Genomic DNA, 24,174 nt, shown 5'->3' with positions numbered 1-24,174 from the left:
CCTCGGACACGACAACAAAGCCATGTCACGGGGTCAATCAATTGGCACTGGCTTAACAAGCACCCTGTTGAGTTCTCAAACAACCAACACACACCTTGAAACCGCCTCTTTGTTGAGGCGCTCTCTCGGGGCCTTCGTAACTGTAGAGCGTCTCGGTCGATTTCGCCAAATCGCGATTCCCAGGGGATTCGCTAGCATCGCCCGATCACACCCGCGCTGACGCACACCGAAAGGTGAGTGAAATTGCGGATGGCCTCGCACACCGGCCGATGATCGCGTTGCGACACATCCGCCCGGCTCGTGCTGGCTGTGCAAACTTACTCTCCCCCGCCAGCCCTGTCAACAACCACCCAGGACCCGGCGCATCGCCGGCACGATTTCCGCAGGTGAGAACCGGGTTGCGGCGAGCGCCTCGGCCCTCGCGACGGTCTCGCCGAGTGCGGCGGCGGGCGCCGAGCGGACCACCGCGAGCAGCCACGCCTCCAGCAGCGTCCCGTCCGATGGAAGTTCCAACGCAGGGGGCGGGACGGGAGCAACCGGGGAGGTCAGGGGCTCGCCCGCGGACGCGTACAGGCCGGGCATGACGCCGACCCGGAACGGATGCACGCACGTCGGCACCCCTGTGTCGGCCGTCACCCGATAGCCGAGGGAAGCCGAGAACGGGACGGCGGGCGACGGCCGCGCGGCGACGTCGAAGGCACCCAGCGGCAGGCGCTGCCCCGGACATGCGACGCACGTCTCGTCCCGCAGCTCCTCAGGGGTGAGCATCGCAGAAACGCCGGGGGTCGAAGAGGCCGAGTGGGTGCCGGGTCGCGCCGGTGAGCGCCAGGTCCGCCAGGATCTCGCCCACCACGGGGACGAACTTGAACCCGTGGCCGGAGAAGCCACACGCGACGGTCACGTTCGCGTGCCCGGGATGCCGCCCGATGACGAAGTGCGTGTCCAGAGTGTTGGTGTACATGCAGGTCTTGCCGCGCAGGTAGGTGCCGGCGACGCCGGGCACCCGGTCGGCGAGGTGCGCGGCGACGGCTGCGATCTCGTCGGGGCGGATCGACCGGTCGATCGTCTCGGGCGTGGTCACCTCCCCGCCGCGGAAGAACGCGACCTTGACCCCACCGGAGGGGCCGTCCAGCGCCGGGAAGCCGTAGACCTGCGTTTCCGGCGGCCCCTCCCAGATGAAGATCGGCTGGCGGTCCGGCAGGTACGCCGAGACCCCGCCAACGGGCTGGAAAAAGAACTGCACCTGCCGCTCCACGGAGAACGGGATGCCCAGATCCGCGAGCAGCGAGGGCGCCCACGGCCCCGGGCAGATCACCAGCGCCCCGGCCGAGTAGGTGCCGCGAGCCGTCCGCACCTCCACCGCGGAGGACGACGACGTCCACCCGGTGACCGGCTCCTCGAAGCGCAGCGTTGCGCCCAGCGCCGAGGCCCGGTCGAGGTTGGCGCGGACCGTCTCCTCGGGGCGGACGAGTCCCGCCTTCCGCTCGTACAGGCCGACCTCGTGCGGCTGGGGTCGCAGGTTGGGGAACCGCCGGCGGATCTCGGCCGCGTCGAGCATCTCGTGCGGCAGCCCCCACTGCTCCGAGCTGCGCCGGCTGCCGGCGACCGTGAGACTGTCGGGCGCGCCGATCATGATGCCGCCGCACAGGTCCATCAGGTCCCGCCCGGAGTCCCGCTCGAGCGCCGCCCACAGCTCGTACGAGCGCAGCAGCAGCGGCACGTAGGCCGGGTCCTCGAAGTAGGTCTGCCGGGTGATCCGGGACCCGCCGTGGCTGGCGCCCTGGTCGTGGGCGGGCCCGAAGCGCTCCAGGCCGAGGACGCGCCGGCCGCGGGCGGCGAGATGGTGCGCCGCGGCGCTGCCCATCCCGCCGAGCCCGATCACGATGACGTCATAGGTCTCCACTGGTCGTCGAGACTACCGGCTGTAGAACTCCACGATGAGCTGCTCGTCACACAGGACGGGCACCTCCCGGCGCAGCGGCAGGCGGATCAGCGTCGCGGTCAGCCCGGGCAGGTCGACGCTCAGGTAGGGCGCGGTCCGCTCCAAGGCGTGCGCGCCCGCGGCGGCCACCACGAACGGCGTCTTCTGCCGGCTCCGCTCGGCCACCTGGATGACGTCACCAGGACGCAGCCGCGCGGACGGGCGGTCGACCCGGCGGCCGTTCACGGTGAGGTGCTGGTGGGTGACGACCTGCCGGGCCTGGTAGATCGTGCGGGCGAAGCCGGCCCGCAGGACCAGCGCGTCGAGGCGGGTCTCCAGGTCGACGATCAGCTCCTCGCCGGTCTTGCCGGGCCGGCCGGCCGCCCGGTCGAAGGCGTGCCGCAGCTGGCTCTCCCGCAGGTTGTACTGCGCCTTCAGCCGCTGCTTCTCCAGCAGCCGGACCTTGTAGTCGCTGTGCTTCGGGCGGCTGCGCCCGTGCTGGCCGGGCGGGAACGGGCGGCGCTCGAAGTACTTGACGCACTTGGGGGTCAGCGGCATACCGAGCGCCCGGGACAGACGGACCTTCGGCCGGGACTGGTTCATTTGCACCCTCTCTACTAAGGTAAGCCTAACCTTAGGAGGTCGCCTTGCCCGGGATCAAGCTCCCCACCGCCGCGGAACGGCTCCGCACGCTGCTGGCCGCCGCGTCGTCCCTGACGCTGCACGTCCCCGGTCACCGCTGCGACCTCATCGGCCGCCATCACGTCGACGAGACCGGCCGGGTGGTCCTGGAGCTGCCCGCCGGCAGCCAGGCCGCCCTGCTCCTCGAGGCCGAGCGCGACGTCGCCGCCGTCATCGAGATCACCGACGTGGCGCCGACGTCCGTCAAGGGAAGGGTGCGGTCCAGGGCCGTCTATCAAGGGTGGATCCAGCACGACGGGGACCTGCGGGCCGTGCTGGAGCTCGCCGAGGCGACCCTCGCCGATCCGCTCCTCGGCGAGGTCCGGGTCGAGGCCGGCGAGTTCGCGACCGCGCACCCCGATCCCCTCGCGAAGGACGAGGCGGACCTGCTGTGCCATCTGACCGGCGCGCACCCGGAGGCGATCGAGCACCTGTCGCGGCTGATCCCGCCGCACCACCTGCACGGCGTGCGCCGCATCGTGCCCATCCGGATGGACCGCTTCGGCGTGGTGCTCCGGCTGGAGTTCGCCGCCCGCCACCGCGACGTGCAGCTGCCGTTCAGCGCGCCGCTGCGCACCGCCGAGGAGGCCGCGCCGCGCATGCACGAGCTGCTCGCCCGGGCCCGCTGCTGCCAGCGCAACCACTCCGGACACTGAGGCACTACCATCTAGAGATTTACATCTCTGGATGGAGGCCCAAACCCATGCGCCGAATCCTGCTCAGCACCCTGGCGGCCGCGGCGATCCTGCTGCCGTCCCCGGAAGCATCGGCCGCGCCCGTCACCAGCTGGACCAGCACCCCGGGCACGGCGTGGTGGACCGACGCGACGCTCACGGTCAGCATCGACGACTCGGTCCGCCCGTCCGTCGCGGCCGCGCTGACCAGGGCCGTCACGCTCAAGGGCGGCACGGTCCTGCGTGAGCCGGGCACGTTGCGGCCGCACATCGCCGGCGGCGACTGGTTCAACACGACGAGCGGGCGCTGCCTGCTCGGCTTCAACGCCAAGGCCGGCGCGACGTACTACTTCCTGGCGTCGGCGCACTGCGTCCCGGCGGTCGGCGCGACCGTCTACGCCGGCACCGGGACCGGCACGGTCCTCGGCGTCGTCGCGGCCCGGGACCCGAGCTACGACTACGCGCTCGTGCGGTACACCAACACCACCATCGCCAAGCCCAGCGCGGTGAACCTGTTCGCGGGCGGCCTGCAGCCGATCACCTCGTTCGGCTCCGGCACGGTGGGCCAGGCCGTGCGCCGCACCGGGCCGAACGGGGTCCGCACCGGCACGATCACCTCGCTGAACGTGACCATCAACTATGCCGGCGGCACGCTGTACAACATGATCCGCACCACGGTGTGCAGCGAACCCGGCGAGAGCGGTGGCCCCCTCTTCGCCGGATCCGTGGGCATCGGCATGAACTGGGGCGGCAGCGGCAACTGCGCGACGGGCGGCACGAGCTACTACTCCTCGGCCCGGCGCGCGGCGACGACATACGGCGTTGCCCCTTACTAAAGTCCCGACCCCGTGCCACGTTTGAGCGGAAGGATTTCGATCTACGAATAGGGGAAGCGGATGCGGCTCGGCGTCCAGTTACCAACCTCCGGCGCCCTCGCGGGGCCCGCGAACATCGCGCGGGTCGCGAAGGAGGCCGAACGCCTCGGGTACGACTCGGTGTGGACCTACGAGCGGCTGCTGCGGCCGATGGCGGAGATCTCGATGTTCGGCGCACCGCCGGCGCGCATCCCCGAGACCTACCGGCTGACCTACGAGCCCCTGGAGACGCTGAGCTACGTCGCCGGGATGACCGAGACCGTCAAGCTCGGCACCAGCGTGATCGACGCGCTGCTGCACCCGCCGATCGTCCTCGCCCGCCGTTTCGCCACGCTCGACCAGCTCAGCGGCGGGCGGGTGATCGCCGGCCTCGGTCAGGGCTGGATGCCTCAGGAGTTCGAGGCGGCCAATGTACCGATGAAGCGCATGGGCGCCGGGATGGACGAGGTCGTCGCGGCGATGCGGGCCTGCTGGGGGCCCGACCCGGCGGAGTACCAGGGCCGCTTCTACAAGATCGAGGCCTCGGAGGTGAACCCGAAGCCGGTGCAGCAGCCGATCCCGGTCCTGTTCGGCTCCACCACCCCGGCCGGGATCGCGCGGGCCGCCCGGATCGCCGACGGCTTCAACCCGATCGCGTTCTCGCCGGAGCAGCTGACCGAGACGGTCGCCACGTTCCGCCGGCTCGCCACCGAGGCCGGCCGGGACGCCGCCGCGCTCACCGTCGTCGCCCGCGCCAACGTGCCGCTGACCGACGACCCGATCGGTGAAGGCAGGCCGTTCCTCGGCGGCTCACCCGAGCAGGTCGCCGAGGACGTCGCCCGCCTTGAGGGCAGCGGCGTCGACGAGATCCTCGTCGCCAGCATCCGGCAGACGGACATCGACCTTGAGCTCCGCCTCCTCGACCGGCTCCGGAAGGCGGTCGGCAGCTCCGCCTGATGCCAGTCCTTGCTGTCGCATGTAAGAATTCTCTTACACATGTCGAGCAGGGATGAGAGGTGGCGTCGTGAAGGCGTTGGTCCAGGACGCGTACGGGTCCCCGCGGGACGTCCTGCGGCTGCGGGAGGCCGACCCGCCGGAGCCGGGCCCGCGGCAGGTGCTGGTGCGGGTCGCGGCCGCGTCGGTCAACCCGGCCGACGTGTTCCTCAGCACCGGCAGGCCGTGGCTGGTGCGGCTCGGCGCCGGGCTGCGCCGGCCGCGGCGCACCATCCCCGGCGGTGACGTCGCGGGGGTCGTCGAGGCGGCCGGGGCGGAGGTGACCCGCTTCCGCCCCGGCGACGCCGTCTTCGGCCGGTGCGTGGGCGCCTTCGCCGAGCTGGTCGTCGCCGCCGAGGACGACGTGGCCGCGAAACCGGCGGCGATGTCGTTCGAGGCGGCGGCCGCTGTACCCCTCGCGGGCACGACGGCACTGCAGGCGCTCCGCGACGTCGCCCGGGTGCGGCCCGGGCAGCGGGTCCTGGTCGTCGGCGCGGGCGGTGGGATCGGCGGGTTCGCCGTCCAGCTCGCCAGGCACTTCGGCGCCGAGGTCACCGGGGTCTGCGGCACCGCGAGCGTGGACCGCGTCCGGTCGCTGGGCGCCGGCCGCGTCATCGACCACACGCGCGAGGACTTCACGGCCGGCGACGACCGCTACGACGTCATCCTCGACAACGTCGCGGCCCAGCCGCTGTCGCGGGTCCGGCGGGTCCTCGCACCGGCGGGCGTGCTGATCCCCAACAGCGGCCGCGGGCGGCTCGCCGGCCTGGACCGGATCGTCGCCGCCCGGCTCACCGGCCTCGTCGTCCGGCAGCGCATGGCGACGTTCATCGCCCGGGACAGCCGCGACGACCTGGTCACGCTCGCCGGGCTCGTCGAGGCGGGCGCGCTCGTGCCACCCGTCGGCGCGACCTACCCCCTGGCGGCCGCGGCCGACGCCCTCGCCGAGGTCGCCGCCGGCCACGCCCGCGGGAAGCTGATCGTCGTGCCCTGAGGGTCGGCGTTTCCGTGAAGGTCAGCGCTCCAGGACGGGGACGAGGCGCCCGGGCGGCGTCGCGCGGCGGCTCCACTCCCTCGGGTAGCCGACCGAGACCTCCTGGTGCCGCACCCCGTCCTGCCAGGTGGTGCGGGGGATGTGGAGGTGGCCGTACACGACCTCCCGCGCCCTGAACCGGGTCGGCCACTCCGCGGTGAGGTCGGTGCCGCACCACAGCGCGAACTCCGGGTAGCGCAGCACGTCCGTGGGGTGCCGCACGAGCGGGAAGTGGTTGACCAGCACGGTCGGCAGCTCGGCGGCGGCGGCCTCCAGGCGCGGCTCGGTCTGCTCGACCCTGGCGCGGCACCAGGCGTCGCGGCCGCTGTACGGGTCGAAGTGCAGCAGCACCTCGTCGGTGCCGACGATGCCCGCGGCCTGCGCGGTCGCCATGGCCTCCTCGGTGCTCGACGTGCCCGCGGGCCACCACGAGTAGTCGTAGAGCACGAACAGCGGCGCCACGATCACCGGCCCGCCCTCGCCGTCCCACACCGGATACGGGTCCTCGGGCGTGACGACCCCGAGGTTGCGGGCCATCGCCACCAGCCGCTGGTAGCGCTCCTCGCCGCGCGACTGGTCCGGGTCGTCGCGGGTCGTCCACAGCTCGTGGTTGCCCGGCACCCACATCACGTTGGCGAAGCGCTCCCGCAGCGTCCGGAGCACCCACCGGACATCGGCGACCTTCTCCCCCACGTCGCCGGCCACGATCAGCCAGTCGCCGTCGTCGGTCGGCTTCAGCTGCTCGACGATCTCCCTGTTCTCCTGATACGACACATGCAGATCACTGATCGCCAGCAGTCGTCCGGTCACGATTGGACCTTAGCCGCTGGCATCGCCCGGTGACGATCTCGTGCGTGCGGGACACGACGCGGGGCCCGCACCGGTGCGGGCCCCGCGGGTGGTCGGCGACCGGTCAGCCCACGGTCGGGATCGGCACCACGGTGTCCGTCGGGACGGGCACCACATCGGTCGGCACGGGCACCACGGTGTCCGTCGGAACAGGCATCACGGTGTCGGTCGGCACGGGCACCACGGTGTCCGTTGGGACGGGCACCGGGACGCTGGCGCACGACGGCGTCGAGCCGGGCACCGGGGTCGCGCTGGTGGTGTCCCCCGGCGACGGCGTCGCGCTGGTGTCACCGGGCAGCGGCGTCGAGTTGATCCCCGGCTGCCCCGTCGAGGTGTCGCCGGGCAGCGGCCACGGGTTGGTGCCGGGCTGCACCGACGTGGTGTCGGCGGGCAGCGGCACCGTGCCGGCGGCACCACCGGTCGGCACCGTGCCGTCGCCGGGCGCGGGCGTCGCGGTGTCGCCGGGCACCGGCATCGTGGTGTCGCCCGGCGTGGCGATCGGCGTCGACCCGTCCATCCCGGGCGGGATGATGATCGGCGCGCCGGTGTCGGACGGCGCCGTGGTGGGTCCGCCGGGCAGGTTCGGGTCGGGCGTCGCGCCCAGGCCGCCGGGCGTCGTCCCCGGGTAGACCGGCGGCAGGCCCGGGTCGACGGTGCCGCCGGGCGTCGGGGTGCCGAACGTGCCGGCGCCCGGGCTCGTGACACACGGATCCGGGACCGTGAACGGGCCCCCGTTCGGGTCGGTGGTCATGGATGGGTCCGGCGGCTGCGCGATGCTTGGGTCGGTCCACGGCGGCATGGTCTCCGCGACCCTTGCCATGCCGTCGCCCGTCGCTTCGTGCGCGCCCGCCGTCTGTACGATCCCGCCGGTCAGCGCGACGAGGAACCCCGCCGCTCCGACCACGACCGGAATCCGGAGCCGGCCGCCTTTCGGGCGCTGTCGTGTCTGAGACATCTCGTAGAAACCCCCGTTGGTCTCGCTCGATTGCCATTCACCCTACGTAGTTGGCCAACTACAGATCGCTGAAACGCGAGATCTTTGTCGTATCTCGCGACGCGAGCCGCTCGCCCCGGTGGGGATCGACGCGGGCGGCGCGCCGGCCGGCGTCGGCGGGGCGTGGTCGCGGCGGCGACCGGGTGGGAGGCGGCCGCCCCGGCGGGGGCGGTCCGCGCCACGGACGCGGCGCCGACTGCGGGTGCGCCCCGGCCCGACGGCGCGGGTCGCTGGGTCTCCTGCGCCCGGACGGGGGCCTTGCACGGGATCCTCTTCGCGGGCGCCGGCGACGATCCGGCGGGCCCCGCGGGAACACTGCCGGGAGCGCCGCCGGCTTTCGGGGGTAAGACGGCGCCTCCGTGAACAGAATGTGCCAACGATGACAGTGCCGTTGACCAGCACCTACTGATGCTCATAGGTTTCACATCCTTGGATGGATGGAGGCACTATGAGGTTGAACAGAGGCGGGCGGGTGCTCGCCGTGGTCGCGACGCTGGTAGGGGCCGCGGCGGCTCCCCTGGTGGCGACCCCGCCGGCACTCGCGGTCACCAACCCGGCGAGTTATGTCAACACGCTCGTCGGCACCAACGGCGGCGAGACGTTCCCGGGCGCCGACACGCCCTACGGGATGGTGCAGTGGAGCCCGGAGAACACCGCCGGCAACCAGACCCGGACCGTGCGGCCCGGCGGTTACGGGTACAACGCCACCCGGATCCGCGGGTTCAGCCTGACCCACATGTCCGGCACCGGCTACGCCGGCGGGTCCGGTGACATCCCCTTCATGCCCTACGTCGGCGCCGTGAACTCGTCGCCGACGGCGGACACGACCGACGCCAAGTACGCGAGCAACTTCTCCCACACCGACGAGACCGCCACCGCCGGCTACTACCGGGTGGGGCTCAGCTCCGGCGTCAACACCGAGCTGACCGCGACCACCCGCACCGGGTCGGGGCGCTTCACGTACCCCACCGGCAGCACCGCCTCGATGCTCATCCGCACGTCCAACTCCGAGGTCGGCAGCAGCGCCGCGACGGTGAACATCGACGCCGCCAACCGCACCATCAGCGGCTCCGTCACCAGCGGCAACTTCTGCGGCTACATCAACGCCGTCGGCCGGCGCAGCTACTACACGCTGCACTTCACGGCCGTGTTCGACAAGCCCTTCGCGAGCGTCGGCACGTGGCAGGACGGCACGCTGCGGGCCGGCACGACCAGCGCCTCCGGCGGCACGACCTACGGCACCGACGGCTGGCCGGTCGCCGGCCGGGGCTCCGGTGGCTACGTCACGTTCGACCTCAGCCAGGGCACTGCCGTCGGCGTGCGGGTCGGCATCTCGTACGTGAGCCAGGCCAACGCGCAGGCGAACCTCGCCGCCGAGAACCCGGCCGGCACCACCTTCGACACGGTGCGCCAGCGGGCCACCGACGCGTGGAACACCGAGCTCGGCCGCATCGACGTCACCGGCGGCACCACCGCCCAGCTGCAGACGTTCTACACCGCGCTCTACCACGCGCTGCTGCACCCGAACGTCTTCAGCGACACCAACGGCCAGTACGTCGGCATGGACCAGCAGGTGCACTCGGCGGCGAGCGGCCACGCGCAGTACGCCAACTTCTCCGGCTGGGACGTCTACCGCGGGCAGGTGCAGCTGATCACGCTGCTGCGCCCCGACGTCGGCGCCGACATCGCCCAGTCGCTGCTCAACCAGGCCACCCAGAACGGCGGCGTCTGGGACCGGTGGACGCACAACCAGGGCGGCACCCACGTGATGACCGGCGACCCGGCGCACGCGGCGGTGCCGAGCATCTACGCCTTCGGCGGCACCGGCTTCGACGCGACCGGCGCGCTCAGCTCGATGGTGCACGCGGCGACCACCGTCACCGCGGCGGACCTCAGCCGGGACGGCTGGAACGTCATGGTCGTCGGCGAGCGCCCCTCGCTGGACAAGTGGCTGTCCATCAACTACATCCCCGCCAACGGCAACGCCTGGGGCGGCGCCGGCGAGACCCTCGAGGACTCGGTCGCCGACTTCGGCGTGTCGCAGCTCGCCCAGCGGCTCGGCAGCACCACCACCGCCTCGCAGTTCCTGGCCCGGTCGCAGTACTGGAAGAACGTCTACAACCCCGGCAACGGCGGCTACATCCAGGACCGTAACGAGAACGGCACCTGGCCGTCCTTCAGTCCCGGCAGCTCCAACGGCTTCGCCGAGGGCAGCGCCGCCCAGTACACCTGGATGATCCCGCACAACGTCCGCGGCCTCTTCGACAAGATGGGCGGCAACGCCACCGCCGTCAGCCGGTTGGACAGCTTCTTCCACAACAGTGACGGCAGCTGGGCCCTGACCGGCGCGGGCGGCACCAAGTCCGAGATGGACAACGAGCCGTCGATCGGGGTGCCGTGGCTCTACAACTTCGCCGGCCGCGCGGACAAGGCGCAGCAGACGATCCGCCAGGTGCTCAACGCCCTGTGGGCGCCGACCCCGTCCGGCATCCCCGGCCAGGACGACCTCGGCGCGATGTCCGCATGGTACGTCTGGTCCGCCATGGGCATGCACCCGCTGACCCCCGGCCGCGCCGAGCTGCTGCTGTCCGCGCCGCTCTTCCCGGGCGTCACCGTCAAGCGCGGCAACGGCAAGACGATCACCATCACCGCGCCCGGCGCCGCCACGTACGTGCAGAGCCTCACCGTCGACGGCACCGCCTCCACCCGGGCGTGGCTGCCGGAGTCCTTCGTCGCCAACGGCGGGACCCTGGCCTTCACCGTCGGCACCACCGCCAACCCGTCATGGGGCAGCGCCGCCGCCGACGCCCCGCCGTCGTTCGACACCACGGTCACGCCGCCGGCCACGAACCTGGCGCTGAACCGGCCCGCCACCGGCTCCGCCGCCTGCAACACCAACGAGGGCCCCGCCAAGGCCGTCAACGGCAGCGTCTCCGGCGGCACCAGCGACAAGTTCTGCTCGACCGCCGCGACGAAGTTCCTCCAGGTCGACCTCGGCGCCGCCACCGCCCTCAAGTCGGTGACGGTCCGCCACGCCGGCGCCGGCGGCGAGTCCACGTCGTGGAACACCCGCGACTTCGACGTGCAGGTGTCCTCGGACGGCACCACCTGGACCACGGTCTCCCAGGTCCGCGGCAACACGGCGAGCGTCTCGTCGCACACGTTCACCGCGACCGCCCGCTACGTCAAGCTGAACATCCTGACCGCCGAACAGGGCACCGGCGGCGCGACCCGCATCTACGAGTTCGAGGTGTACTGACCGATCACCGGCCGGCCCCGCTCACCGCGGGGCCGGCCGTGCACCGCTCTGGTCTGTACCCTTTCCGCCGACCGGAACGGAGTGTCCTCCCAGCGCCACGGGTGGCCCAACAGATCAGCTCATCGTCTGACTGCGGTGAAGCTCCGAGATGAACGCCTCCTCAAGGCCCATCGACCCGGATCCCTTCAACTCCAGCAATGATTCTCGCAGATTGCGATAGCTCGCCGACTCAGGAATGTTTGCGGCAAGGTGGATGTCCACGGTACTGAATTCCCACTCGCACCCCGAATCCCGGAGAATCCCGAGAATACGGTCCGACGCCGACTCATCGTGGATCAAAATCCGCACGGTAGAGGCACCCGAATGCCGAACAACTTCGTCGAAAACCAGCTCACGCCGTTCATGATCGGGATGAACTCTAATGATATCGCCGCGCGAAATACCGAGAGCGAAGAACGGGATGTTCACCAGCTCCAACTGACCCCTGAACCCCGTCTTTCGCGCCCAGATCCGTTCGGTGGCGAATGGCGGCCACGTCGGGGTGATCTCGTCAAGGTCGAATGCCACCTTGAACATTCCGGCCGGACGCGCAGAAGCCTGTGTCATGAGTGCACTCTAACCAAGGCGCAACAGGTTGAGCCCGGTGGCATCGATGAGGCCCGGCGGGTCGAGGTCATCGTCGAGGTACTCACGATTCTCGGCATCCCATTCCTCGACGGTCTTCTCATGCTTGTCCCTGTTGCACCGCCGGCACGAGACGCAACCGTTGTGCGCCGAGCCACACCCATTTCCAGCTTTGCGGGGAATGACGTGATCAATCTGAGCGTCGTCCGGCAGACCTTTTTGGTTGACGCCGTTGACCTTCGACGGCCGGCGCGTGACGGCCCGGCCGCAATAGTCGCATTTCAGTTGACCGTTGTTCTTCTTCAGGTTGGCGTCGTAGACCTTGTCCCGCTCAGCATCGGTGAAGTTCTCACCAGGCCGGTCATCTGCGTTCGTACCGCAGTTGTGTACGAGGACCGGCGCGGTCCGGGTGACCACGTAGTAGGTGTGGACGTCAGAAACGGTGAGGTCGTGCATCACCCGGCTTGCTTCGACTCGCTGAACGCCCAGCACCACCACCGCAGCGCCATCCAGCGCACGGACCTGTTCTCCGGGCAGCAGTTCCCCGGCATCGACCCACGTCTGGCGGGTCTCGGACCAGAACGGGTGGCGCTCGGTCGTGTGCAGGGTTTCGACGCCGTCCTCGCTGACGAGCGTCACGTCGACCAGGTCGCTGTCCAGGTTGACGTGCTTACGCGTCACCACTCGCGCGGTCGTCTCACCGGACTCCGGGTCGGTGGCCAGCACCTCGTCGCCGGCTTCGACGTCCTCGATGCGTTTCGTGGAGCCGTCGGCCAGACGGACCGGTGTGTCCGGGTCGAAACTGTGCGGCCTCGTACATGCGCGGCCACCGGAACTCCCGGCCCTGCCCGCACCGCCGCCTGCAGCGTTGGCGGCATCGTCGGCCATGCCGCCGGCGGCGTTGTCGGCCTTCTTGGCGCCGGCGCCGACGCTCTGGGCGAGTTCGTCCGCCTTTTTCCTCGCCGCGGCGATGAGGTCGTCGGTGCGTTTGATGACGTCGTCGGCGATTTTCATCGCCTTCTGCCAGGCCTTGTAGGCGGAGAAGGCCCGGTCGACGCCCTTGATGATCGACTTGAGTGACTTCAGGACGCGGCCGGACGGGAAGAGGCCGATCAGCGCGTTCACGCACGAGCTGACCTTGCCGGACCTGATGCAGTCGACGATGTCGGTGATGCCGAGGAAGTCGAGGAGGAACGCCAGCCCCTGTTCGAGGATGATGTCCATGATCGACTTCTTCTTGATGGCCTCGGCCTCGGCGCGGGCCGCTTCCTCCTCCGGTGTGAGGCCGGGCTTCGTCGGCGGGGGCGGGCCAGGGCTGGCGTCCGGGTCGGCCGGGAACGCCTCGCCGGTCGGGTCGGAGTTCACGATCGGGGCGTTGTTGCCGTACGCGTAGCCGTTGAGCCGCTGCGGGTCCTCGGGGATCGTGAGCGGGTCGACCGAGATGAAGCGGCCGAGCGTCGGGTCGTACTCGCGGGCGCCGAGGTGGGTCAGGCCCGTCGACTGGTCCTTCGTGCCGCCGATGAAGCCCTTGTCGCCGGGCCAGCCGACGACGGCCGCGCCGCGGTCCTCGCCGAACGGGGTGGCGCGCCGCTTCTGGAAGGTGCCGGTCGACGCGTCCATCGCCAGGGTGGCGGTGCCGTGCGGGTCCGATGCCAGGTAGGTGAGCTTGTTGTCGTTGGTGCGCACCGCGACGGTCATGCCGCCGTGGCTGTAGTAGCGGGTCGCGGAGGTGACGCCGCTGGTGCTTGCGTGGATCTCCTGGCCGGGCAGGTAGAGCGTGGTGCCGGTGTCGTCGCGGCGGATGAGACGGCCGCCCGCGGCGTCGTTGAGGTACTGGGTGATCTTCGTGCCCTCGGTGACCTTGGCGAGCTTGCCCTCGGAGTTCCAGTCGAGGGTCTGCGTGCTGCCGCCGACGACCCGCTGGGTGGTGTTGCCGGACGCGTCGTACTGGTACGAGGTGAGCGTGCTGCCGCCGACCGCGGTGCTGGCGAGCTTGTGCCCGGTGCCGTAGACGTAGTTCTTCGTCGGTTCGCCGGGCAGCTCGTGCTTCTGCTCGGTCGTGCGGTTGCCGGTCTTGTCGAAGGTGTAGCTGCTCCAGTACGGCGCCGGACCGCCGAGGTTCGCGGTGGTGCGGTTCGCGGTGCTGCAGTCCAGCGTGGTGGGCGTCCACGCCTCGGTCATCCGGCGCAGGTAGTCGTACTGGAAGCACTGGTGGTCCTGCGGCTGGCCGGTGAGGGCCGGCTGGTCCGAGACCGACGTGACGTTGCCGACCGCGTCGTAGGTGTACTTCGCGTTGTAGGCCGACGCCCCGCCGTTCGGCCGCGCCGACGACGTGAGCAGCCGGCGGGTCGCCTCCTCGTAGGTGAACTGCAGCAGCATCGAGCGGTTGCCGGTGCCGGTGGCGCCGACGGTCACACTGATCGGCTCGGCGAAGGAGTTGTAGGCGGACGCCTGGACGTAGGAGGAGGCGCCGACGAGGGAGATCGGCAGACCCCAGGTGTTGTACCCGTAGGTCAGCGTCTCCGCGGCGAGGCTGCCGGCCGCCGGGAGCTTCGTCGTCTTCGGCGAGCCGTCGAAGTTGAAGGCGTGCTCGTACGTGTAGGTGCCGGCGAGACCGCCCTCGATCATGGGGATGCCGACCGACGTCTTGACCGGCCGCATCGCGTGGTCGTACTCGACGACGGAGTCCCGGTACTCGTCGGCGCCGACCCAGCGCGATGACGACGTCAGCAGGCCCTTCTTGAGGGTGTCGTATGTCCAGGTGGCGAGGCGCTTCTCCGGCGTGCTCGTCACGTCCTTGAGCTCGATCGGGCGGCCGACCGTGTCATAGGTGATGCCGAGTGCGTAGTTCCGCGCGTCGATGGTCTTGACGACCTCGCCGTACTGGTTGTACTCGACCTTCGACGTGCCGCGGTCGGGTTCCCGGGTCTCCTTCGTGCGGTGCAGGTCGTCGTAGAAGTACTCCCACTTGTTGCCGGCGGAGTCCTCGACGACGCTCTGCTGGCCGTCCTTGGCGTAGCTGTACTTCGTCTCGTCGTAGCTGGCCGGGTCCGACGGGGTCGGCACGCCGGTCTTGTACTGCCAGAGCTTCGCCACCCGGCCCTGCGGGTCGTAGGTGACCGTGGCGGCGCCCGCGCCGGCCGGCGGCGTCGTGCTGACCTGGTCACCGTTGTACGTGGTCGTCGTGCGCCACTTCTCGAACAGGCCGGAAGCGTTGTGCCCCATCAGGATCTCGGCGGTGACGCGGCCGGCGCCGTCGTAGGTGGTCTGGATCTGGTTCGGCAGCGACGCGTCTGCCAGCGGCAGGTAGCTGAAGCCGGAGGGCGCGTCGTTGTTGATCGGCCCGGAGCGCTTCACGATGCGGTTCTGGCTGTCGTAGTCGATCGTGTTGACCGAGCGCCCGCCGTTGGGGCTGGCGATCTGGGTCTGCCGCAGCCGCAACAGGCCGTCGTAGATCTCGTACTTCGAGGTGTACTGCGGGGCGAGCGCCCCGGACGGTGACTGCAGCGTCGTGGAGACGACGACCGGTGGGGCGTTGCGCTGGATGAGGTATTGATAGGTGGTGTTCGGGGTGTCCACGCCGCGGATGCGGGTCGGCCCCCAGACCTTGAGCACCCGGCCGAGCGCGTCGAGCTCGACCTCGGTCTTGACGTCACCCTGCGCGGTGGCGTTGCTGGAGTCGCCCTGGACGACCGGCGCGCCCCACGCGGGGTCCGAGTCGACGTAGGTGACGTGGCCGATCGGGTCCTTCGTCGTGATGCGGGTGATCGGCCCGTTGCCGTCGCGGGCGAAAGCCGTCTGTGTCCGGTTCTGCTTGACGTCGTACGAGTCGGTCATGTTGCCGTCGGCGTCGTAGACCGCCTTCGACTTCGTCTGATAGGTCACGCTGCTCGCATTGGCACCGGTGAAGCCGTTGAACTCGTCGACGCGGGTCACGAGACCGCGGGCGCCGACGTAGCCGTACGTGTCCGAGCCGTCGTAGTAGGTACGGCTGTCGGACAGCACATCGGCCTTCGGCGGGTCGGCCACCGAGCATTCGGCGCTGAGCCGCTGGGCGCGGATCGGCCGGTTCGGCAGGTACGCGACGCTGCTCGACGCGAAGGTGTACTTCGTGCACTGGTCGTCGGTGTTGTCGCCGACGACGCCCATGTTGTGCACGGCGTTGATCGTGCCGTCAGCGGCGATCGTGTTGACGACCCGCGTCTCACGGACGTTCGTCGGGCTGAGATAGGTGAACGAGCTGGTGGCCGCGGTGCCGACCTTGGTGGCGTTGATGGTGCCCCACGGCCGCGTCACGGTCGCGGTCGGCGTGGAGACCCAGAAGTCGGCGATCGACGTGCTGAGCCTGGTCGTGTCGTCGAGGAACTGGGTCGTCTCCCGGGTCATGCCGGTGAAGCGGTCCTCGTCGGGGACGGACCCACCCCTGGAGTCGGTCACGGACACCGACTTGAAGACTCCGGCGGTCGCGGTGCGGTCGCCGTGCATGCCGCGGTAGAACCGCGACTCGGTCTTGCCGCGCGTGCCGTCGACGCCGTCGCCGGTACGGGTGACGACGGTGCCGTAACCGCGCCACTGCGACCAGGTCTTGTCCTCCTCGGGGGTGATGCCGTCGAGCTCGTCGAAGCGCCAGGCGGCGTCGCCGACGTACTCGTAGTCGGTGACGACCTGGGACACCGCCGGCACGGTGTAGCCCTGGACGGACTGGGTGACCCGGTCGACGACGTACTTGTGGAAGTAGTCGATCCGGTTGGGGAAGGCGTCGTCGCTGCCCTTGACCGGCATGCAGCGCTGGGTGTTCGTGGCCGGTGACGCGGGCAGGTTGGTGCGGGAGCAGTTGGTCGGCGCGTAGCGGACCGCGAGGGTGCCGCCGTTCTCGTTGGTGATGCCGATGATCCGGCGCCAGTTCAGCGGTGCGATGTTGCTGGCGAGGTCGTCGACCCGGTTCGGCAGGAACGTGCCGTCGAAGGTGACCTCGGGCCTCACGATCTCCGGCGTGGCGCCCCGGCCGGTCTGGGTGATCCCGTCGAGCCACAGCGCGTAGCCGGTCGACGCGTCGCCGCTGACGTAGGAGTGGCGCAGCGTCCAGCGGTCGACCGGCCGGTAGCCGACGCCGTTGTTGTTGAGGACCTCGGTGTCGATCTGCTGGAGGCGGCGCTTGGTGAAGAAGGCCGGCGAGAACGTCTGGGTACAGGGCGCCGCGGCGCAGTTGAGGTCCATCGGCGTGTCGGGCCAGTTCCACGCGTCGTTGCAGTTGGTGTTCGGCAGGCACCGGTCGCCGGTCTCGAAGTGCACCCGGGCCAGCGCCGGGGTGGTGTAGACGGCGTTGCTGCGCTGGCCGTAGTCGACGCGCTTGAGGTTGCCGCCGCGGGTGTACCAGTCCGGGTGGTCCGCGTCGCCGTACCGGGCGTAGTTGTTGGTCTCCGGGTCGTAGAAGTACGACAGGGTGTTGCCGTGAACGTCCACGACATAGTCGACGTTCCACTTGTAGCCCTGGCGGCAGGCGGACGCCTGGAACGACGCGTTGTAGCACGGCTCGCCGGGGTGGTTGCCGTACACCGGCAGCGTGAACGTCGACCTGGTCTCCTCGTTGCCGTTCCAGCCGGGCAGCCGGTTGTAGCCGAGGTAGTACTGGGTGCCGTCCGGCGACGTGAATCTCCAGTACTCGCCGTTGTCGTCGCCGTTGTTCCGCCCGCCGTCGAACAGCTGCTCGGCGATCGAACCGTCGTCGTTCTTCAGCTTCCACGTGTTGGTGGTGCCGACCCGGACGAGCTCCGAGGAGTGGCCGTTGAGCGAGATGGTCGCGTTGTCGGAGAACCAGCACATGTCGCCGGTCGGGCGGGTCTTGTTGTTCGCCTGGCCCTCCATGTCGCTGGCGCAGGGCTTGTAGCGCCGCTCGATCTGGCCGGGCGCGAACTCGAAGCCCATGCCGATCCACGACGTCTGGTTGTTGGCGGCGTTCGTACGGCCGTCGACGCCGCTGGAGGCGTAGGACAGGCTGATGCTCGGGCTCGGGCCGCCGTTGGCCGGCGGCACCCGCAGCGGGTAGGACCAGGTGAACTCGCCGGTGGCGCCGCCCGCACCCCACGACGACGAGGTCGTCAGCGACGTGGCACCGAAGTTGCCGGCGCTGCCCTGGACGCCCGCCTGGACGGCGAGCAGCTTGGTCGCGCCGCCGGCGAGGGTCACGTCACCGCCGATGCGCGCCGCCTGGCCGTCGTTGGTGGCGGCCAGCTTCCGGCCCACCCGGCAGGCGCTCAGCTCAGGAGTGCTCGCCGCGCAATCGGGCAGCTCAACCAGTTGCAGCCGGGAGCTCCAGGCGCCGCCGTACGCGGCACGGAAGCCGCTGTAGTCGACCTCGACCGCGATCTTGTCGGTGCTCATTGTCCGGTCCGGCCGCGACACCCGCAGCAGCAGGCCGTCCACGCCGGACTTCGCGGTGCGGGCCCGGTCGTACACCTCCACCTGCACTGCCTGCGGGCCAGCCAGCGGCACCTTGCGCAGGTCCTCCCGCACGTCGCCGCGGGCGTCGCCGACGAAGACCGGGCTGCCGCCGGCTCGCGTCGGCCCCGCCTTGGCCGGGCTGACGACGTCGGCGTTGGTCCGTGCCGGCTCCGCCGCGAGACGCCGCGCGGCCAGGTCGACCGTCGAGGTCTCGGCCTTCGGCCACACCACTGGCGGGCTCGTCTTGAGGGCGATGTCCTGCTCGGCGTCGGCGATCGGCTTGACGATGTTCTTGCGGCTCTTGTCCTCCGGGACGACCCGCTCGACCTGGTTCGGCTGGGCCGCGAAGGGGTCGACCGGCGCGGCGTGCGCCGGCAGGACCGACACGGCACCGCCGGCGAGTGTGACGCTGAGCACTCCGATGAGCGTCGATACCGCCCAGCGACGGCGGCGACCGCGCCGACGAGCCGGCGGAACTTCGGGCCGCACAACAGAAACCACAGACCAGGCCACGGCATCCTCCCCGCTACGAGCCGTAGAGCGATACCTCACGGAGAGGGGTCGCCGCTCGATCATGCATATGCATGTAGAGATCCGCAAGACATTGAAATTTTCATGCATATCGTTCTAGGCTCCGGCACGACGGCACCGCGGAGCAGTTCGGCCAGGCCTCCAGCCAGCCCAGATGCACCGACAGGTGCCGACGTCATGAACAGCGGATGTCGTGTGGGTCGCCCCAGCGGGCGGCCCACACGGCGTTACGGGCGCAACGACCAGGCACCCACGGGGAGGGCACTCATATGGCGCCACAGGGGACGCGGCACAGCCGTGGCCGGCGATGGCCGGTCTTGTCCATCGCGGCGGTTCTGGCCGCCGCGGCAGTGATCAACTGGCCGCAGTTCGACCGGCCGGAGCCGCCGGCGTCGCAACCGCCGGCCGCCGGGCGGCAGGCCCAGCAACAGCCGGGCGCGACGGCGGCCGACGTGCCGACCGCGCAACGGTTCACCGAGGCCAAGCGCACCAGCCGGCCCGTCGAGATCCTCGAGCGGCGCACCGAGACGACCGAGTACTTCGCGAACCCGTCCGGCACCTACACGATGCGGCAGTACACCGTGCCGGTGCGGGTCAAGCAGGGCACGACGTGGGTGCCGGTCGACCTGACCCTGCAGCGCGACCCCGGCGGCGGCGTGCGCTCGAAGGCCGGCCCGGTCGACGTGACGTTCTCCGGTGGTGGCGACGGTGACGTCGTCCGCGTGCGGGACCACGGCCGCGAGTTCACCCTGACCTGGCCGAAGGCGCTGCCCGCGCCCCGGCTCGACGGCGACTCGGCCGTCTACCCCGACGTGCTGCCCGGCGTCGACCTGCGGGTCACCGCGCAGCGGACCGGCTTCAGCAAGCTCTTCGTCGTGAAGGACCGCGCCGCCGCCGACAGCGCGGCGTTGCGCAGCCTCACGTTCGGCGTGAAGACGAAGGAGCTGAAGCTCACCGGCCGTGCGGACGGCGGGTTCGTCCTGAAGGACCGCGAGGGCAACCAGGTCTTCGCCGGCGACGCACCGTCCATGTGGGACACCCCGCTGCTGCCCGCCGACGTGACCGAGGAGCAGCGGCTGCAGGCGCAGCCGGCCCACACGGCGACGGCGGGCTCACGCGTCACCGGCCACGACATCACGATCGTGCCCGACCGCTCGATGCTCGCCCGGTCGGACCTCAACTTCCCGGTGTTCGTCGACCCGTCCGCGATCGTGGTCACCAACGGCAACTGGACCCACATCAACCAGGCCAACGGCAGCAAGTCCTACTGGTCGGAGGACCGCGACCGGGCGAAGGTCGGCTACTCGTACTGGGCCTCGACGAAGACGCCGTGGCGGTCGTTCTTCCTCTTCGGCACCCCGACGCTGAGCGGCAAGCAGATCACCCGATCGACGTTCTCCATCACGCTGGACCACTCCGGCAGCTGCAATGACACGCTCGTCTACCTGTACTCCACGGCGAACGTGTACAGCTCCAACGCCGTCACGTGGAACAACTCCTCCGGCAGCGGCACCTGGAACTGGCACCTCGGCGCCCAGTCCGGCCACGCCAACCAGGGCAACGGCTGCGCCGGCGGCAACCAGCCGGACATGAACATGTACTGGTCGAGCGACCAGTACCCGGCGATCAACTCCGTCGTGCAGAACGCCGCCAACGGCGCCTACGGCGCGCAGATGACCTTCGGCCTGCGCGCCGTCGACGAGGGCGACCGGTACCAGTGGAAGCAGTTCATGCCGTTCAGCGCGGCGCTGACGGTCGAGTACAACAGCACCCCGAACGTGCCGTCTGAGCTCGACACCGTCCCGCCGTCGGGCTGCGGCTCCGAGCAGCGGCCCACCCGGATGCCCGCCGGGATGCTGACCCCGACGTTCACCGCGCTGCTCAACGACACCGACGCCAACACGCTGCACGGCGAGCTCAACGTGCTGGACGCCACCGAGACCGTCGTCTTCGCCGCCAAGACGTCCGGCGTCGCCAACGGGTCGTCGGCCGCCTGGCCGCAGGTGCCGGCCGGCACGCTCGCGCCGAACACGCTGTACTCCTACCGGGCCCGGACCAACGACGGCACCGGCGTCAGCGCGTGGAGCAACCGGTGCTTCTTCATCGTCGACGACCAGGGCCCGGGGATCCCGGTCATCGACCCGGCCGTGCGCCCGGTGACGGACCCGGCAGGACCCGAGGACTTCCCGAACGAGGTGCCGGTCCGCAACACCGGCGAGTCCGGCAGCATCGCCTTCCGCCACGCCGCCGGTGACACCGACATCGCCGGGTACCGCTACGGCTTCGCCGCGGACAAGCTGACCGGCTGGGTGCCGGCGCAGGAGGACGGCAACGCGACGGTGCCCATCACGCTCTGGACGAACCCGGAGACCGGCTTCCCCCAGTCCGAGCTGTACGTGCAGGCCGAGGACCGGGCCGGCAACGTCAGCCTGACCACCCCCCAGCCGTACTACCTGGTCGCCAACGACACCGGTGCGGTGCCGGCGGCCAAGCGCGGCGACGTCAACGGCGACGGCAAGGGCGACATCTCCGCGATCATCGACGCGGGCGGCGACCGGCTCCGCGCATGGACGCTCACCTCCGACGGCGCGGCCCCGGACGGCAACATCCAGCTGTCCACCCAGACCGTCGGGTGGGACACCGGCCGCGACGGCTCGTCGTTCGTCACCATGCGGTTCGTCAGCGGAGACTTCACCGGTGACGGCCTGAGCGACCACGCGCTGTTCCGGCAGGACCCGGACGGCCGGCTGCGGCTGTACCTGCTGCAGTCCAAGGGCAACCGGTTCGACGTGGTCGACGGCGTGCTGTGGACGAGCCCCGCCGGCGATCCGTTGTGGACGCTGGCCGGCATCAAGGCCCAGTCCGGCGACTTCGACGGCGACGGCGACACCGACATCGCCGTCCTGCGCGACAACGGCTCCGGCGGCTGGACCCTCTTCCGCTTCGACAAGGACCCGGCGACCGGGCAATACACGCCGACCCAGTGGCGCACCCAGTCGACCGGTTGGGTGTGGGGCCAGTACGACATGCTCGCCGGCGACTTCGACGCCGACGGATACGGCGACTTCGCGCTGGTGAAGGAGTCAAGCAGCGGCATCACGAGCATGCAGAAGTACCTGTCGAGCTCCGGCCCGCAGACCCCGCCTTCGCAGCTCATCTCGGTCGCCTACAACCGCAGCCGCTTCGTGGCGGGGAACTTCGACGGCGACACGACCAACGGCCGCGGACGCACCGACATCCTCGTGCTGACGGAGACGTCCTCGAACACGAGCAACCTCACCCTCGTCACCTCGACCGCCACCGGATCCACCGTCGGCGCCGCATGGCCGGTCGACACCGCGTTCGACTCGCGGAAGGTCAGCCAGCTGCAGTCGGCCGACTTCAACGCCGACGGTCGCGACGATCTGGCGGCGTTCGCCGGTGGCCAGGTCGCCGGGGTGACGCAGCTGTGGACGGCGCTGTCCGCGACCACCGGGTTCGCGGCGCCGACCATGCAGCGCACGTGGACCGTGTCGGAGAAGCCGGAACGCCGCGGCGCCTGGCGCTTCGACGAGACCGGCACCGGCGTCTCCGACGACTCCGGCGACAACCCGGCCACCGTGTCCGGCGGCGCCACCCGCGGACCGGGCCGCACCGTGCGCGCCGGCGACCGCAGCCTGGTGCTCAACGGCACGAACCAGTACGCGTCGACGACCCAGCCGGTCGTGCGCACCGACCGCGGGTTCAGCGTCGCGGCCTGGGTGAAGCTCGCCAGCACCGGCGGCTACTACACCGCGGTCGCGCAGGAGGGTGTGAACCAGCCCGGGTTCATCCTCGGCTACGCCCCCGGCCAGTGGCGGTTCCTGTTCACGGCGGCCGACAACACCACCCCGACCTACCTGGGCGCCATCGCGGCGGTCAACCCTGTGGCGGGGGTGTGGACACACATCGCCGGCGTCTACGACGAGAGCGGGCTCGTGCGGCTCTACGTCAACGGCGTGCTGGCCGCCACCTCGTCCCCCCGGTCCACCGTCTGGAACGCCTACGGTCCCCTGCAGATCGGCCGGACGAAGCTCGGCACCTCCACCGGCGGCCAGGACCACTTCCCCGGCAGCATCGACGACGTCGACGTCTTCGACCACGCCGCGACGGCGCACGAGATCGCCACCCTGGCGACGACCGGCACCGTCACCGGCAGCCCGACCGCGTCCAGCACCGTCACCGCCGGGCGCAGCCTCAACATCGCCAACGGCTACAGCGACTTCCAGCGCGACGACTACGGCCACATCAAACGGTTCACGGCCTCGGTGACCGTCGGCGTCACGATCGAGGACTGGGGTGGCAACGCCGCGAGCCAGCCGGTGGTCTACCAGGTCGGCCCCGACCTGGACGTGTTCTTCCGCGGCACCGACAACCACCTATGGAACTTCCGGTGGTCACCGACGAACGGCCTGACCAAGACCGACTGGGGCGCCGGCGTGGCGGGCGGCGTGAGCGGGTTCGCCTACAACGGCGAACGGCATGTCTTCACGCCGGCCTCCGACGGCACCCTCCGGCACTGGTACCAGAAGCCCGGTCAGGCGCCGGCGTCCGAGACCTGGAACGGCACCCCGGCGACGGACGCGACCCCGTCGGCGTTCCTGACCACCGACAACCGCTTCGAGGTCTTCGTCCGCAACACCGCCAACCACCTCCTGTGGTGGGAGCAGCCCCGGACGATGACCGCCGCGCCGGCACCCGTCGCGTTCGCCGGCGCCCAGACGGTCGTCGGGGATCCCTCCGCCGTCGTCGTCGCCAACCAGATCAACGTCTTCGCCCGTGTCGGCACCGGCACCGGCGGCAAGCCGATCCACCGCTGGTACTTCACCAGCAGCGGTCCCTCGACCCCGATCAGCGACGTGACCTGGGGCGGCGGCGCGCTCGGACAACCGACCGCGGTGTGGTGGTGGACCAACGAGATCTGGGTCTACGCCCGGGGCACCGACGGCCACCTGTGGCGCTGGAACGGCCGCTCCGGTGCGCCGAGCACCATCACGTACACCGCCTTCGGAGGTGGCTTGCTCGAGTCGGTCTTCACCGAGCCGAGCGTCCACACCGACATCGGCGCCCAGCATTACATCTTCGACCACGGCCAGGGCGGCACCCTGCAGTACTGGTACTGGTACTACACCGGCGAGATCGGCTGGGGTGACTGGAGCGGCGACCTGGGCATCATCAGCCACGGTTCGTAGTCCACGCCGGTGGTGCCGGGAACCCCGATCGGATCCCGGCACCACCGGCGGGCACCGCCACGGCCCGCGGGGGCGGTGGACGATTACCGCACCGTGCGCGCCGCCTACCG

13 protein-coding genes are annotated in these 24,174 nt (G+C 70.5%); 6 read left to right on the top strand and 7 right to left on the bottom strand.

Annotated features, from left to right (window positions below):
• Positions 1-339: 339 nt before the first annotated feature.
• From AB0I21_RS33510 to rpsD, 3 genes are read right to left on the bottom strand one after another with little or no spacing between them, the layout of a single operon-like run.
• On the bottom strand, positions 340-768 hold the full coding sequence (locus AB0I21_RS33510; protein ID WP_360567174.1) for a hypothetical protein: 429 nt from the start codon (positions 766-768) through the stop codon (positions 340-342).
• Positions 755-1,903 carry an N-methyl-L-tryptophan oxidase gene (gene solA / locus AB0I21_RS33505; protein ID WP_360567173.1) on the bottom strand — a complete coding sequence of 383 codons (1,149 nt, stop codon included), beginning with the start codon at positions 1,901-1,903 and terminating at the stop codon, positions 755-757. The genes AB0I21_RS33510 and solA overlap by 14 nt, the downstream gene beginning before the upstream one ends.
• A 12-nt stretch (positions 1,904-1,915) precedes the next feature.
• Positions 1,916-2,524, bottom strand: coding sequence for a 30S ribosomal protein S4 (gene rpsD, locus AB0I21_RS33500; protein WP_360567171.1), 609 nt, complete (start codon positions 2,522-2,524; stop codon positions 1,916-1,918).
• 44 nt (positions 2,525-2,568) lie between these two features.
• On the opposite strand from rpsD, the gene AB0I21_RS33495 reads away from it, so the two are divergent.
• The 4 genes from AB0I21_RS33495 (at position 2,569) to AB0I21_RS33480 (ending at position 6,117) form a co-directional block, all read left to right on the top strand.
• Positions 2,569-3,258: a DUF2470 domain-containing protein gene (locus tag AB0I21_RS33495; RefSeq protein WP_360567169.1), complete on the top strand. Its 690-nt coding sequence runs from the start codon at positions 2,569-2,571 to the stop codon at positions 3,256-3,258.
• 47 nt (positions 3,259-3,305) lie between these two features.
• The gene (locus AB0I21_RS33490) at positions 3,306-4,112 is read left to right on the top strand and encodes a S1 family peptidase (protein WP_344512252.1); all 807 of its coding nucleotides are present in this window, start codon (positions 3,306-3,308) and stop codon (positions 4,110-4,112) included.
• A 60-nt stretch (positions 4,113-4,172) separates the two neighbouring features.
• Positions 4,173-5,087, top strand: a complete 915-nt coding sequence (locus AB0I21_RS33485) for a TIGR03619 family F420-dependent LLM class oxidoreductase (RefSeq protein WP_360567167.1) — start codon at positions 4,173-4,175, stop codon at positions 5,085-5,087.
• A 67-nt stretch (positions 5,088-5,154) separates the two neighbouring features.
• Positions 5,155-6,117 carry an NAD(P)-dependent alcohol dehydrogenase gene (locus tag AB0I21_RS33480; RefSeq protein WP_360567166.1) on the top strand — a complete coding sequence of 321 codons (963 nt, stop codon included), beginning with the start codon at positions 5,155-5,157 and terminating at the stop codon, positions 6,115-6,117.
• A gap of 21 nt (positions 6,118-6,138) precedes the next feature.
• Here the strand turns inward: AB0I21_RS33480 and AB0I21_RS33475 are convergent, their stop codons facing one another.
• Positions 6,139-6,966 carry a metallophosphoesterase gene (locus tag AB0I21_RS33475; protein WP_360567164.1) on the bottom strand — a complete coding sequence of 276 codons (828 nt, stop codon included), beginning with the start codon at positions 6,964-6,966 and terminating at the stop codon, positions 6,139-6,141.
• 103 nt (positions 6,967-7,069) lie between these two features.
• The gene (locus tag AB0I21_RS33470) at positions 7,070-7,960 is read right to left on the bottom strand and encodes a hypothetical protein (RefSeq protein WP_360567162.1); all 891 of its coding nucleotides are present in this window, start codon (positions 7,958-7,960) and stop codon (positions 7,070-7,072) included.
• Between the two features lie 487 nt (positions 7,961-8,447).
• On the opposite strand from AB0I21_RS33470, the gene AB0I21_RS33465 reads away from it, so the two are divergent.
• Positions 8,448-11,258: a GH92 family glycosyl hydrolase gene (locus AB0I21_RS33465; RefSeq protein WP_360567160.1), complete on the top strand. Its 2,811-nt coding sequence runs from the start codon at positions 8,448-8,450 to the stop codon at positions 11,256-11,258.
• A 114-nt stretch (positions 11,259-11,372) separates the two neighbouring features.
• On the opposite strand, the gene AB0I21_RS33460 is transcribed toward AB0I21_RS33465, so the two are convergent.
• Both AB0I21_RS33460 and AB0I21_RS33455 read right to left on the bottom strand, forming a co-directional pair.
• Positions 11,373-11,864 (bottom strand): DUF4265 domain-containing protein, encoded by a 492-nt coding sequence (locus AB0I21_RS33460; RefSeq protein WP_360567158.1) that lies wholly within the window; start codon positions 11,862-11,864, stop codon positions 11,373-11,375.
• Positions 11,865-11,873: 9 nt separating this feature from the next.
• Entirely contained in the window at positions 11,874-18,740 is a 6,867-nt protein-coding gene (locus AB0I21_RS33455; protein ID WP_360567157.1) for a polymorphic toxin-type HINT domain-containing protein, read from the bottom strand.
• Positions 18,741-19,171: 431 nt separating this feature from the next.
• Between AB0I21_RS33455 and AB0I21_RS33450 the strand changes: the two genes are divergently transcribed.
• Positions 19,172-24,064 carry a LamG-like jellyroll fold domain-containing protein gene (locus tag AB0I21_RS33450; protein WP_360567156.1) on the top strand — a complete coding sequence of 1,631 codons (4,893 nt, stop codon included), beginning with the start codon at positions 19,172-19,174 and terminating at the stop codon, positions 24,062-24,064.
• Positions 24,065-24,174 lie beyond the last annotated feature (110 nt).

Source organism: Dactylosporangium sp. NPDC050588, from assembly GCF_040654975.1.
Taxonomy (GTDB): domain Bacteria; phylum Actinomycetota; class Actinomycetes; order Mycobacteriales; family Micromonosporaceae; genus Dactylosporangium; species Dactylosporangium maewongense.
The sequence above is the reverse complement of the archived record's forward strand: the minus strand, read 5'-3'. Positions and strand labels throughout refer to the sequence as shown.